This window comes from Marinobacter santoriniensis NKSG1 (assembly GCF_000347775.1).
Classification (GTDB): domain Bacteria; phylum Pseudomonadota; class Gammaproteobacteria; order Pseudomonadales; family Oleiphilaceae; genus Marinobacter; species Marinobacter santoriniensis.
This window is the reverse complement of record NZ_APAT01000005.1, coordinates 92,742-106,243: the sequence shown is the minus strand read 5'-3', so window position 1 is coordinate 106,243 and position 13,502 is coordinate 92,742. Positions and strand designations below refer to the sequence as shown.

General features: G+C 58.9%; 13 protein-coding genes. All 13 read right to left on the bottom strand.

The window, feature by feature from the left end; all coding sequences use genetic code 11:
- Nucleotides 1-5: 5 nt before the first annotated feature.
- The gene (gene ung / locus MSNKSG1_RS01250; protein ID WP_008937414.1) at nucleotides 6-737 is read right to left on the bottom strand and encodes a uracil-DNA glycosylase; all 732 of its coding nucleotides are present in this window, start codon (nucleotides 735-737) and stop codon (nucleotides 6-8) included.
- A gap of 4 nt (nucleotides 738-741) precedes the next feature.
- On the bottom strand, nucleotides 742-2,283 hold the full coding sequence (lysS, locus tag MSNKSG1_RS01245) for a lysine--tRNA ligase (protein WP_008937413.1): 1,542 nt from the start codon (nucleotides 2,281-2,283) through the stop codon (nucleotides 742-744).
- 58 nt (nucleotides 2,284-2,341) lie between these two features.
- A protein-coding gene (gene prfB, locus MSNKSG1_RS01240) for a peptide chain release factor 2 (RefSeq protein WP_152638687.1) occupies nucleotides 2,342-3,437 on the bottom strand; the annotation gives its coding sequence in 2 pieces (ribosomal slippage) (nucleotides 2,342-3,364 and nucleotides 3,366-3,437; 1,095 coding nt in all).
- Between the two features lie 88 nt (nucleotides 3,438-3,525).
- Entirely contained in the window at nucleotides 3,526-5,256 is a 1,731-nt protein-coding gene (gene recJ / locus MSNKSG1_RS01235) for a single-stranded-DNA-specific exonuclease RecJ (RefSeq protein WP_008937410.1), read from the bottom strand.
- 6 nt (nucleotides 5,257-5,262) lie between these two features.
- On the bottom strand, nucleotides 5,263-6,663 hold the full coding sequence (gene thrC / locus MSNKSG1_RS01230) for a threonine synthase (protein WP_008937409.1): 1,401 nt from the start codon (nucleotides 6,661-6,663) through the stop codon (nucleotides 5,263-5,265).
- A gap of 11 nt (nucleotides 6,664-6,674) precedes the next feature.
- Complete coding sequence (locus MSNKSG1_RS01225; RefSeq protein ID WP_008937408.1) at nucleotides 6,675-7,976, bottom strand: homoserine dehydrogenase; 1,302 nt, start codon at nucleotides 7,974-7,976, stop codon at nucleotides 6,675-6,677.
- 149 nt (nucleotides 7,977-8,125) lie between these two features.
- Entirely contained in the window at nucleotides 8,126-8,872 is a 747-nt protein-coding gene (locus tag MSNKSG1_RS01220; protein ID WP_008937407.1) for a DsbC family protein, read from the bottom strand.
- Between the two features lie 105 nt (nucleotides 8,873-8,977).
- Nucleotides 8,978-9,886 carry a site-specific tyrosine recombinase XerD gene (gene xerD / locus MSNKSG1_RS01215; RefSeq protein ID WP_008937406.1) on the bottom strand — a complete coding sequence of 303 codons (909 nt, stop codon included), beginning with the start codon at nucleotides 9,884-9,886 and terminating at the stop codon, nucleotides 8,978-8,980.
- Between the two features lie 67 nt (nucleotides 9,887-9,953).
- Nucleotides 9,954-10,310, bottom strand: coding sequence for a 50S ribosomal protein L19 (gene rplS, locus MSNKSG1_RS01210; protein WP_008937405.1), 357 nt, complete (start codon nucleotides 10,308-10,310; stop codon nucleotides 9,954-9,956).
- 37 nt (nucleotides 10,311-10,347) lie between these two features.
- Nucleotides 10,348-11,094, bottom strand: coding sequence for a tRNA (guanosine(37)-N1)-methyltransferase TrmD (trmD, locus tag MSNKSG1_RS01205; RefSeq protein WP_008937404.1), 747 nt, complete (start codon nucleotides 11,092-11,094; stop codon nucleotides 10,348-10,350).
- A gap of 3 nt (nucleotides 11,095-11,097) precedes the next feature.
- Complete coding sequence (gene rimM, locus MSNKSG1_RS01200; protein WP_008937403.1) at nucleotides 11,098-11,625, bottom strand: ribosome maturation factor RimM; 528 nt, start codon at nucleotides 11,623-11,625, stop codon at nucleotides 11,098-11,100.
- 25 nt (nucleotides 11,626-11,650) lie between these two features.
- Nucleotides 11,651-11,890: a 30S ribosomal protein S16 gene (rpsP, locus tag MSNKSG1_RS01195; protein WP_008937402.1), complete on the bottom strand. Its 240-nt coding sequence runs from the start codon at nucleotides 11,888-11,890 to the stop codon at nucleotides 11,651-11,653.
- Between the two features lie 163 nt (nucleotides 11,891-12,053).
- Nucleotides 12,054-13,439 carry a signal recognition particle protein gene (ffh, locus tag MSNKSG1_RS01190; protein WP_008937401.1) on the bottom strand — a complete coding sequence of 462 codons (1,386 nt, stop codon included), beginning with the start codon at nucleotides 13,437-13,439 and terminating at the stop codon, nucleotides 12,054-12,056.
- Nucleotides 13,440-13,502 lie beyond the last annotated feature (63 nt).

Sequence of the window (13,502 nt, the reverse complement as noted above, 5' to 3'; positions counted from 1 at the left end):
CACGGTTATTTCTGATAGCGAGCGATCAACTCGTTTCTGGAGGGCAGCGCCCAATTGATCGGCGACTGCCCGTTCCGGCTCAGCCATTCATTGGCCCGGGAGAAGTGCTTGCAACCAAAGAAGCCTCGATAGGCGCTCAATGGCGACGGGTGCGGCCCCTCCAGGACGAGATGCCTGGTCCGATCAATGTGGCGCCCCTTCTTCCGCGCATAACTTCCCCAAAGCAGAAAAACCACGCCTTCCCGCTCCCGGTTGACGGTCTCGATCACCTTGTCGGTAAAGGTTTCCCAGCCTTTGCCCTGATGGGCGCCGGCCTGTCCCTGGACCACGGTCAGAACACTGTTGAGCAGCAGCACGCCCTGCTCTGCCCACGGCTGCAGGCAGCCATGATCGGGAGGCGCGATCCCCAGATCGTCCTGAATTTCCTTGAAGATGTTAACGAGGGACGGGGGCGGCGGCACGTTCGGCCGAACGGAAAAACACAGTCCATGAGCCTGTCCCGGACCATGGTAGGGATCCTGACCGAGGATCACCACGGATACCCGGTCAAGAGGCGTGCTGTTCAGCGCGTTGAAACAGCGTGCACTGGGAGGGTACAGAACGTTACCGGCCGCCTCCTCGGCGGCCAGGAACTCAGCCAGCTGTCTCATGTACGGCTGACTGAACTCGCCGGCCAGGTGCTGATCCCACCCCGTGCCGGGCTTCAGTTGTTGCAACAGGCCCTCGGCCGGATGCATGGCATCACTCCCCGTCTTCCGCCTTGTGAGACTCGGCCTTGTGCTCCGGTCGCATATGCGGGAACAGGATGACATCGCGGATGGAGGGCGAATTGGTCAGGAGCATGGCCAGACGGTCAATTCCGATCCCCTCACCCGCGGTGGGTGGCAGCCCATACTCCAGCGCCATGACGTAATCGTCGTCGTAGAACATCGCCTCGTCGTCGCCGGCATCTTTCTCAGCCACCTGGGCCTGGAAGCGCTCGGCCTGATCCTCGGCGTCATTGAGCTCCGAGAAGCCATTGGCCAGTTCCCGTCCCCCAACAAAGAATTCGAACCGCTCGGTAACGAACGGATCGCTGTCCTTGCAGCGCGCCAACGGGGAGACCTCTTTCGGATAATCGGTGATAAAAGTCGGCTGGATCAGCAGATGTTCGGCGGTCGCCTCGAAAATCTCGATCTGCACCTTGCCCAGCCCCCAGGTATCCTTGAGCTGGATGCCTAGACCGTCAGCCACCCGGCGGGCACTGGCTTCATCGCCAAGCTGTCCGGCCTGAATGTCCGGGTTGTGCTCGAGAATGGCCTCGACAACGGTCATGCGACGGAACGGCTTGCCGAAATCGTACTCGACCGATTCCGTCTCGCCATTGGCAAGCTCGCGGGTGTTGACCACGGTGGTCGTTCCCAGCACTTCCCGGGTAATCTGGCGCAACATGTCTTCGGTGAGATCCATCAGATCGTTGTAATCGGCATAGGCCTGATAGAACTCCACCATGGTGAATTCCGGATTATGCCGGGTGGAAAGCCCTTCGTTCCGGAAATTACGGTTGATCTCGAACACCCGCTCAAAGCCACCCACAACCAGCCGCTTGAGGAACAGCTCCGGCGCGATCCGAAGGTACATATCGATATCCAGCGCATTGTGGTGGGTCACAAAGGGACGCGCCGTCGCACCACCCGGAATCACCTGCAGCATGGGTGTTTCGACTTCCATAAACCCGCGGGCATTGAAGTAGTTCCGCATGCTGTTGATCAGGCGGGTACGGACCATGAAGGTCTTGCGGGTCTCCTCGTTGACCATCAGATCCACGTACCGGTGCCGGTAACGGGCCTCCATATCGGTCAGGCCCTTGTGCTTCTCGGGCAGCGGACGCAGGGACTTGGTCAGCAGGACATACTCGTCCATCGTGACGTAGAGGTCGCCTTTGCCGGATTTCGAGAGCGTACCGCGAACCCCGATAATATCACCCAGGTCCCAGTGCTTGGTGTCCTTCTGGACATCCTTGGTGGCATACACCTGAATACGCGCGGTCATGTCCTGAACCACCTTGAACGCCTTGCGGTCCAGCATCATGCGGCCGGCAATGGCCACCTTGATATTGAGTTTCTCAAGCTCTTCCTTGCTCTTGTCACCGTACTTTTCCTGCAACTCGGCAGCGGTGGCATCCCGGCGGAAATCGTTGGGGAACGGATGGCCGTCTCGACGCATCTCCGCCAGCTTGGCGCGACGCTCGGCAATCAGCTTGTTGTCCTCGTGCTGTGCGGCGTGTTGGGTGTGTTCAGTCATGTTGGCTCGCTAGGATTGAGGTTATCCGGATTTAACGGTTCGGTACGCATGGCGCCGATTAAAGCGCCATTTTCAGACTGGCTTCAATGAACTTGTCGATGTCGCCGTCCAGAACGGATTGGGTGCTGCTGGTTTCAACCTTGGTGCGCAGATCCTTGATCCGGCTGTCGTCCAGCACGTAGGAGCGAATCTGGCTGCCCCATCCGATGTCGGATTTGGCGTCTTCCTGCTTCTGCTTCTCAGCGTTACGCAGCTGCATCTCACGCTCAAAGAGCTTGGCCTTGAGCTGCTTCATCGCCTGATCTTTGTTCTGGTGCTGACTCCGGCCAGCCTGACAGGCGACAACGATCCCGGTCGGATTGTGAGTCAGACGCACCGCGGACTCGGTCCGGTTAACGTGCTGACCACCAGCCCCGGAGGCGCGATAAACATCCACACGCAGATCCGCGGGATTGATCTCGATCTCGAAGCTGTCATCCACTTCCGGTGACACAAACACCGACGAGAACGAGGTGTGGCGACGGTTTCCGGAATCGAACGGTGATTTCCGAACCAGGCGGTGAACACCGGTTTCCGTGCGCAACCAGCCGTAAGCGTAATCGCCCTGGATATGGATGGTCGCGCTCTTGATTCCAGCCACTTCGCCTTCCTGCAGCTCCACGATCTCGGCTTTGAACCCCCGGCGCTCCGCCCAACGAAGGTACATGCGCAACAACATGTTGGCCCAGTCCTGAGCTTCGGTACCGCCGGAGCCGGCCTGGATATCCAGATAGGCGTTGTTGGCATCCATCTCGCCCGAGAACATGCGACGGAACTCAAGCTTCTGCAGCTCGCCATCGAGCCCGTCCAGATCGCCCTGGATGTCCTCGACGGTGCCCTCGTCGTCCTCCTCCACGGCCATGTCCAGCAGACTTTCCGCGTCGCTGAGACCGTTGGTGAGGTTATCGATGGTGTGCACGATCAGCTCCAGGTCCGACCGCTCCTTGCCCAGGGCCTGGGCGCGCTCGGGATCGTCCCAGACTGTGGGTTGCTCGAGTTCGCGCTCTACTTCGACCAGACGTTCACTACGCTGATCGTAGTCAAAGATACCCCCTCAGCGCTTCAGTGCGCTCGCGAAGCTCTTTGATCTTCGTCACTATGGGATTGATTTCCATGAAACCCTTTCTCGCTTTGGCAAATGGGGTGTAAAACAGACGCGGAATTCTACCGGAATTCCGCTGTTAAATCAGCCGGCGGATATACTCAGAGCGCTTCGATGTAGTCTACGAGCAACTGCAGGTTGGTTCGCCCGCGGAAGGTATTGGCATCCGGCTTGTAAACGACGCGAGCGCCGGTGCGGGTGTAGTCCGGCACTTCGGGCCCCGTATTGAAGGCAATTCCGTCGACAATGGCATTGCCATCCACCGGTTGCAGCACCAGCTTCAGGTGATTTTCGCCAACGATTCGCTGACTGACCACACGGAACTCACCGTCGAACAGGGGTTCGGGGAAGTGCTGCCCCCAGGGCCCGGCCCGCTTCAACAGGTTTGCCGTTTCCAGATTGAGCTCGGCCGCATTCAGGGGGCCATCGGTGACGATCGCCGCTTCGAGATCTTCTTTGGAAATGGCATCTCGCACGGCCTGGTCAAAGGCTTCGCAAAAGCCATCGAGATCCTCCCGGGCGATGGTCATGCCGGCCGCCATGGCGTGCCCGCCAAATTTTTTCATCAGTCCCGGCCGGCGCGCATCAACCACAGCGAGGGCATCCCGAATGTGGAGCCCCGGAATCGAGCGGGCGGATCCCTTGAGATGAATACCGTCGTCATCCGGCGCAAATGCGATGGTGGGCCGATGGGTCTGCTCCCGGATCCGTGCAGCCAGGATGCCGATGACGCCCTGATGCCAATCCGGATCAAACAGGGCAAGCCCCCATGGCAAGCCCTCGATATCCAGTGACATGGAAGCAAGCAGATCCTGAGCCTGCCCCTTCATTTCGCGCTCGATGGTGCGGCGCTCCCGGTTGAATGAGTCCAACTCGCCGGCAAGGCGGCGGGCTTCATCCGGCGAGTCGGCCAGAAGACAGGCAATTCCGACACTCATGTCATCAAGACGTCCGGCTGCATTCAGGCGTGGCCCCACGACAAAGCCGAGGTCCGTAGAGCTGATTCGACCAGGATCGCGTCCAGCCACTTCCAGCAACGCCAGGATTCCCGGACGGGCTTCTCCCTGACGAATTCGGCGCAGCCCCTGCTCGACAAAAATGCGATTGTTATGGTCCAGCGGCACCACGTCCGCCACCGTCCCCAGCGCCACCAGGTCCAGCAGACTGCCCAGATTGGGCTCCGGCGTGGGCAGTCGACCGGTTTCCCGGAGGTGCTTCCGCAGCGCGGTCAGCACATAGAACATGACACCGACGCCCGCCGCATTCTTGCTCAGGAACGGGCAGCCAGGCTGATTGGGGTTAACGATGGCGTCGGCTTCGGGAAGCGCTTCGCCGGCAAGGTGGTGATCGGTGATTACCACCCGGATCCCGAGGTCGCGCGCAGCCCGCACACCCTCAATGGCGGAGATACCATTATCGACGGTTACCAGAAGATCTGGCAGCTGGCCCTCTTCCTTCAACCGTTCGATGATCCCCGGGGTCAGACCGTAGCCGTCCGAAAACCGGCTGGGTACACGGAAATCGACATCGGCAAGCCCGAGCATGGACAAACCAAGCATGGCGACGGCGGTGCTGGTTGCCCCGTCGGCGTCAAAGTCCCCTAAAACGAGTACCTTCTGCTGTTTATCGATGGCCTCTGACAGGAGCTCCACCACCCGATCGATACCCCGCAGCGTGCCCGGAGGCGCCAGGTGCTTGAGGGTATAGCTGAGCTGTTCATCAGAAGTCACGCCCCTGGCGGCATAGAGCCGGCGCAGGAGAGGAGGAAGATCCCCTCCCCAGTCCGGGCCGGCGTCTGGCTGGGGGCGACGCAGGATCTTTTTGGGTGTCATACCGGATCAGGCATTTTTCCAGTGCCTGGCGATGAAGTCCTGAACCCCCTGAACGTCATTATCGAGTACCGTGTAACGCTCCTCACGCTCGAACAGATCGGCCATGTGAGGCGGAAGCTGTGGCTCGACGGACAGCCCGGACTCGGCAATAGCGTCGGGGAATTTGGCCGGATGCGCGGTACCAAGCGTGATCATCGGGATGGCATTGTCACGACGACAGTTTCGTGCGGCACGAACGCCGATCGCGGTATGGGGATCCAACAGGTATTCGTTCTGCTCGTAGATCTCCCGTATGGTGTCGCACGTGGTCTTGTCGTCCACCGCATCGCTATCGAACAGCTTGCGCGCATGGCGCCATCGGTAGTCCTCAATGCTGACAGGCCCCTTGGACGCGTTCTCGAGGAGCGATTTAACAGCAGCACCATCACGGCCGTGCAAATCAAACAGGAGCCGTTCGAAGTTGCTGGAGACCATGATATCCATGCTCGGGGACAGGGTATGTTCCAGCTTGTGCTGCTCATACCGGTTGCCACTCATGAAGCGATGCAGGATATCGTTCCGGTTGGTGGCGATTACCAACTGGGAAATGGGCAGCCCCATCTTCTTCGCCAGATAGCCGGCAAAAATGTCACCGAAGTTTCCGGTGGGAACCGAGAAGGCCATGCTGCGATCCGGGCCACCCAATGCGAGAGACGCCTGGAAGTAGTAGACGATCTGGGCCATGATCCGCGCCCAGTTGATCGAATTGACCGCCGCCAACTGGGTTTTACCCCCCAGGAACGACTGATCCCCAAAGCTCTCTTTGACCATCCGCTGGCAATCGTCGAAATTGCCTTTCACAGCGATGTTATGAATGTTGTCGCCCAGCACGGTCGTCATCTGGCGACGCTGTACCTCAGACACACGCTGATAGGGATGCAGAATGAAAATATCCACGTGCTCGCAGCGACGACAGCCCTCAATCGCGGCTGAGCCCGTGTCACCGGATGTGGCGCCCATGATGACCACGTGCTGCTTACGCTTCTCCAGAACGTAGTCGAGAAGACGGCCGAGCAACTGAAGTGCAAAGTCCTTGAACGCCAGGGTCGGACCACGGAACAGTTCCAGCACCCATTCATTGGTGTCGAGCTGAACCAGCGGGGCGACCGCCTGGTGTGCAAAGACATCGTAGGTCTCTTCCAGCATGGCGCGGAAATCGTCGGCGGGAATGGCATCGTCGACGAACGGATGCATGACCCTGAAGGCGAGTTCACTGTAGGACAGTCCGCGCCAACTGCGAATTTCCTCAAGACTGAAATGCGGAAGCGATTCCGGCACATAGAGCCCGCCGTCACTGGCCAGCCCGGTCAGAAGAACGTCTTCGAAGCCCAGGGCGGGTGCTTCGCCCCGTGTACTGATGTATCTCACGTGTGTACCTGTCAGTTAAAGTTTTCGGCGCGGATGCGAACCACTTTGCCATCGACGTCGGACAAGGCTTCCATATCCTCGATGGCAAGGTTCATCTGCCGCTCCTGGACCGTATGGGTCAGGATGATCACCGGAATGCGACCGTCCTTGAACTCGGATTCCTTCTGCATGATGGACTCGATATTGATGCCATGTTCACTCAGGATCGACGCGATCTTGGCAAGCACACCGGGATGGTCAAACGCCTGGATACGCAGATAGTAGGCGGAGTGGATATCTTCCATCGGCAGCACATCGAGGTCTTCCATCGCACTCGGTCGGAAGCCAAGGTACGGAATACGGAGGGTACTTTCGGTGGAAACGGCCCGTGCGACATCCACAATGTCGGCAATCACGGCAGAGGCGGTCGCCTCGTCGCCCGCACCCGGCCCGTAGTACATGGTCTGTCCCACGGCGTCGCCATCGACCAGAACCGCATTCAGAACCCCGTCGACCTGGGCAATCAGATGACTCTTCGGCACCAGTGTCGGGTGAACCCGGAGCTCGATGCCCTCTTCACGACGACGGGCAATACCCAGGTGCTTCACCCGATACCCCAACAGTTCCGCATGGGCAATGTCATAGGGGGTAATGGTCGAGATTCCCTCTGTAAATCCTTTCTCGAACTGCAAAGGCACCCCGAAGCCGGACGACGCAAGGATGGCCAGTTTATGAGCGGCATCGATACCTTCCACATCGAATGTCGGATCGGCCTCGGCATAACCCAGTTCCTGGGCTTCCTTGAGTACTTCGGAAAACTCCCGGCCGGCACGCATCTCGGTCAGAATGTAGTTGCCGGTACCATTGATGATGCCTGCGATCCAGTCGATACGGTTGGCCGCCAGTCCTTCACGAACCGCCTTGATCACCGGAATGCCTCCAGCAACACCCGCTTCATAGGCCACGACAACGCCGGCCTTTTCCGCCGCCTCAAAGATTTCGTTGCCGTGAACGGCAATCAGCGCCTTGTTGGCGGTGACCACATGCTTGCCATTACGGATAGCGGCCAGCACCAGCTCCTTGGCGGTGTCGTAACCGCCGATCAGTTCAACCACGACATCGATGGCGGGGTCGTTGACGACGTCAAAAATGTCGGTACTGAACGGCACTGACCCGAGATCGAGGTCGTCGCGACTCCGGCGGCTGGCAACCCGGCTAATTCGGATGTTGCAACCGGCACGACCCGCAATAAGTGCGGCGTTACGGGTCAACACATTGAATGTACCGCCGCCAACGGTTCCCAATCCGCAGATTCCGACACTGACGTCTTTCAAGCTCTCACCTCTGATCCCGAAGGGGTGCTGATGGATGACTGATAAGGGGGCATAGTATACCGATTCAACCGGCAGGGAATAAGCCCCGGGGGCGGTTTGCTGTGACGGGGAGAACAAAAGGCGGAGACGATCGCCTCCGCCGGCGTGGATCAGAGCAGGCCAAGACCTTTGGCAAGACTTTTCGCAGGGACATAGCCGCGAATCATATTGCCGTCTTCGAGTACGATGGCCGGGGTGCCGGAGACACCGATCTTACCACCGAGCTGATACTGCGCCAGAACCGGATTATCGCAGGTCGCATCAGAAACCGGCTTGCCCGACTTCGCCGCCGTCATCGCAGCCCGCTGATCGTCCGAACACCAGACTGAAACATACTTTCGGAAGGAAGGCGTGCCGGGACCGGAACGGGGAAATGCGTAGTAATGCACGGTAATGCCGTAGTCATTGATCTGCGCAATTTCATGGTGCAGCTTCCGGCAGTAGGGGCAGTCGATATCGGTAAACACACTGATGACGGCCTTCTCCTCGCCGGAGGCGGGGAACGTGATGGCACTGTCGGAACCATATTCCTCAATGGCGCGCTTCCGCTCGGCGGCCCGCGCCTGCTCGGAAACGTTCGAAATGCCCGAATCGGTGACCTTCAGCAGATCCCCGGTCAGAAGGTACTGACCGTCCCGGGTGGTGTAGATGGTATCGCCGTTATTGCTCTGAACCTCGTAGAGACCCGTTGCTTCGGATTCACGGACGGACGAAATCTTGAGTCCGGGAACCGCATTGGTGAGACGCTGGGCGATGTTGTCCTCAACCTCGCCTGCCGTGGCACCGGCGGTAACAAAAAAACCGGCAACCAGACTGGTAGCCAGAGCCAACTGCTTGATGGTCTTGAAATCTCTCATGAATAACATCCGTCAGATTGCGTTGCGACCGCCCGGATGGCGGGAGCTCCGGACTCCTGCTGCGACAGCAGGCCGGGGCAAAAGTTCAGTGAGGATACCACAGGCTCATCCACGTGGGTGATGCTCCCGGTGGAGCGACTGGAGACGCTGTCGGGCAACATGAGTGTAAATCTGGGTGGTGGAAAGATCGGCATGGCCGAGCAACATCTGAACGACGCGCAGGTCCGCGCCGTGATTCAGCAAATGAGTGGCAAAGGCATGCCTGAGGGTATGGGGTGAAAGGTGTTTGCGGATACCCACCCGAATGGCGTAATGGCGAATCCGGTGCCAGAAGGTCTGCCGTGTCATGGCAGTGGCCCGATTTCCCGGGAAGAGCGCATCGCTGGATCGCCCCTTGAGCAACTCACCGCGTCCTTCACGCATGTATCGGAGCAGCCAGTCGACGGCCTCCTCGCCCAGAGGGACCAGTCGCTCTTTGTCACCTTTGCCGGTAATGCGAACCACGCCCTGTCGCACATTGACCTGGTCAACCCGGAGACTGGTCAACTCCGACACTCGCAGCCCACAGCCGTAAAGGATTTCAAGCATCGCCCTGTCCCTCAACTCGATAGGCACGGACGGATCGGGCGCACTCAACAACGACTCAACATCCTCTTCGGTCAACGAATCCGGCAACCGCCGTGGAAGTCGGGGGCTATCGATCCGCAGCGTCGGATCCTCTTCGAGCAGACCTTCACGGATCAGAAAACGGTAAAACCGCCGAACGCCGGACAGCCGCCTGGCCGCCGTTGACGATTTGATGCCCTCAGCCAGGCCGCGGGACATCCAGCCGAGCAAATCCGTGCGCTTTGCCTGCAGAAGACCGGGCCGGCCCGGCTGGTCCGCCAACCACTCCGACAGACGCTGCAAATCACCGCGATAGGCGTCCCGGGTTTTTTCCCCGAGCCCGTCTTCCAGCCACAACGCATCCGTAAACCGACGGATGACGGCATCGTCCTCAGCTCTCACAGACATTCTCCGCGTATAAAAAAAGGCAGCCCTGAGGCTGCCCTTTTTAACCGGCTTTCTGACGAATCGTCAATCAGCCCAGCTTTTCCTTGATGCGAGCTGCCTTACCAGACAGATCACGCAGGTAGTACAGTTTGGCCTGACGAACGTCACCACGACGCTTCACGCTGATGCTGTCGATCAGCTTGGAGTACGTCTGGAAAGTACGCTCAACACCCACACCGTAGGAAATCTTACGCACGGTGAAGGAGGAGTTCATGCCACGGTTGCGCTTGCCGATGACGACACCTTCGAACGCCTGCAGACGCTCACGGTTGCCCTCGGTAACACGAACCTGAACGACCACGGTATCACCCGGCGCGAACGCAGGGATTTCCTTGGTCATCTGTTCTGCTTCAAGTTGACTGATGATGTTGTTCTTGCCGCTCATCGTAATGCTCCTGATACCCAATCTCTCAATGCCCTGATCACTCAGAGACACCCGGTTCATTCAAAATTTCTTCCAGCAGCTCACGCTCTTCTTCCGTTAACACCCGCTGCTCCAACAGGTCGGGGCGTCGCTCCCGGGTTCGCCGCAGCGACTCCTTGAGTCGCCAACGCCGGATCTGTTCATGGTGACCGCCCAAAAGAACCTCCGGCACCGCCAGACCTTCGTAAACCTCGGGCCGGGTGTAGTGCGGACAATCCAGCAAACCGTCAGCAAAGGAATCCTGCTCCGCTGACTGCGCATGACCCAGCGCTCCGGGGATGAGGCGTGTAACCGCATCAACGACAGCCATGGCTGCCAACTCGCCACCGGACAGGACAAAATCGCCCAGCGACACTTCCCGATCGACTTCCGTCGAGATCAGGCGCTCATCAACACCTTCATAGCGCCCCGAGACCAGAATCAGCCGCTGCGCGTCCGCAAGGGACTCCACAACCGACTGAGTCAGGGGTTCTCCCTGGGGCGACAGGTAAACCACACAGGCCTTACCAGGTGCCGCCTCCCGAGCCGCATGAATGGCATCCCTCAGCGGCTGGATTTTCATCAGCATGCCAGGGCCGCCACCATAGGGCCGGTCATCAACCGTGCGGTGACGGTCATGGGTGAAGTCCCGGGGATTCCAGCTCTGGAAGGTCAGAAGACCATCCCGAACCGCCCTACCGGTGATCCCATAATCCGTAACCGCACGAAACATATCCGGGAACAGACTGACAGCGCCAATCCACACCCGTCAGAACTCCGGATCCCAGTCAACGACCATACGGCCCTGATCCAGATCTACCTGTTGAACCACCTGGTCCGGCAGATAGGGGATCAGACGCTCTCGCTGATCGATGGAGCCTGAGGTGGCACGAACGACCACGACATCGTTGGATCCCGTTTCCATCAGGTGATGCACCTTACCCAGGCACTCACCGGACACCGTGAAAACATCCAGACCTTCCAGCTGATACCAGTAGTATTCGCCACTGGGCAACTCGGGCAACTCAGCCGTAGATACCAGAACATCTGCTCCGGCATAGCTCCGGGCAACTTCACGGTCATCAATACCTTTAAGCCTGACGACGATCCCCTGCCCCTGGCGGCGACCCTCCTCAAGCTTTGCGGAAATCCGTTTACCGTCCAGGACCAGAGTCCAGTCCGGGTAATCCAGAATTCCTTCTTTGGGGTCCGTGTAGGAATAGACCTTTAGCCATCCCTTGACCCCAAACACCGAGGTAATCCGGCCGATCACAGTTTCCTGCGAAGTCTGCGTCATGCCATCAGCCCCGGGTCGTGCGTTATTACTCAGCAGCCTTCAGCAGCTGGGCGACGCGCTCGGATGTCTGAGCACCCTGCTCCAGCCAGAAGTTCACGCGATCGCGATCTACACGCAGACGCTCTTCCTGACCACGGGCCACCGGGTTGAAGAAACCAACGCGCTCAATGAAACGACCGTCGCGTGCTTTGCGGCTGTCTGTGACTGTCAGATGGTAGAACGGGCGCTTCTTGGAGCCGCCACGAGCCAAACGGATTGTTACCATTTCGACCAATATCCTGTTCTGTTGTACGAACTTTGTACGATTCACGCCCGCCAAGTGCGGCTGACGCGAAGACCCATACTCGAAAGGGGCGCTATTCTATGCTAAATAAACGCCAAAGAAAACAGGAAAACCTGCGGTTTCCCCGTTTTCCACATACGGCTTTTTACATACGGCCGAACGGAGGCATTCCACCGCCACCGCCGGGGGGCATCATACCTCCCATGCCGCGCATCATATTGGCCATGCCGCCTTTCTTGCCGAACTTCTTCATCATCTTGGACATCTGCTTGTGCTGCTTGAGCAGGCGATTCACGTCCTGGATCTGGGTTCCCGAGCCGGACGCGATCCGACGCTTACGGGAGTTGTTGATGGTGTCCGGATAGCGTCGCTCCTTGGGCGTCATGGAGCAGATGATCGCCTCCATCTGGCCGAGGGACTTGTCGTTGACCTGCTGCTGCGCCGCCTGGGCCATCTGCCCCATTCCGGGAAGCTTGTCCAGGAGGCCGCCAATCCCACCCATGTTTTTCATCTGCTGCAGCTGATCGCGAAAGTCTTCAAGATCGAAGCTCTTGCCTTTCTTGATCTTCTTGGTGAGTTTCTGCGCCTTTTTCTGGTCAAGCTTGCGCTCCGCCTCCTCAATCAGGGACAGGACGTCGCCCATCCCGAGAATCCGGGAGGCTACCCGATCGGGATAGAAAGGCTCGAGGGCATCGCTTTTCTCCCCGACCCCGAGGAACTTGATCGGCTTGCCGGTAATGTGGCGAACCGACAGTGCCGCCCCGCCCCGGGCATCACCATCGGTCTTGGTCAGCACAACGCCCGTCAGTGGCAAGGCATCATTGAAGGCCTTGGCGGTATTGGCCGCATCCTGACCCGTCATGGCGTCAACCACGAACAGCGTCTCGACAGGCTTCACGGACTTATGCAGGCGCCCGATCTCATCCATCATCTGCTCATCGACATGCAGACGACCCGCAGTATCGAGAATCACTACATCTATATGCTTCTTGCGCGCAGCGTCGATGGCGCCCTCAGCAATGTCGACCGGATCCTGATCCGCGGTACTCGGGAAGAACTCGACACCCACTTCGCCGGCCAGGGTTTCAAGCTGTTTGATCGCTGCGGGGCGATAGATGTCGGCACTGACAACCATGACCGATTTTTTCTGTCGTTCCTTCAGGAATCGGGACAGTTTGGCGACCGTCGTGGTCTTACCCGCACCCTGCAAGCCTGCCATCATGATCACGGCGGGCGGCTGGACGGCCAGATTCAGAGACTCGTTGCCCGCCCCCATGACACGTTCCAGCTCCTGCTGGACCACTTTCACGAATACCTGACCCGGCGTCAGGCTCCGCTGGACTTCCTGTCCGATTGCCCGCTTGCGGACACCCTCCACGAAATCTTTCACCACCGGAAGCGCGACATCCGCCTCCAGCAGCGCCATGCGCACTTCACGCAGGGTCTCTTTGATATTGTCGTCAGTCAGCCGCGCCTGACCGGTAATCTTGCGCAGACTGCCGGAAAGCCGGTCCTGGAGATTTTCAAACATGCGTCTCTTCCGTATCCGGGAGATAAAATGTATACCGAATCAGGGAACCACACCGGCACCTTG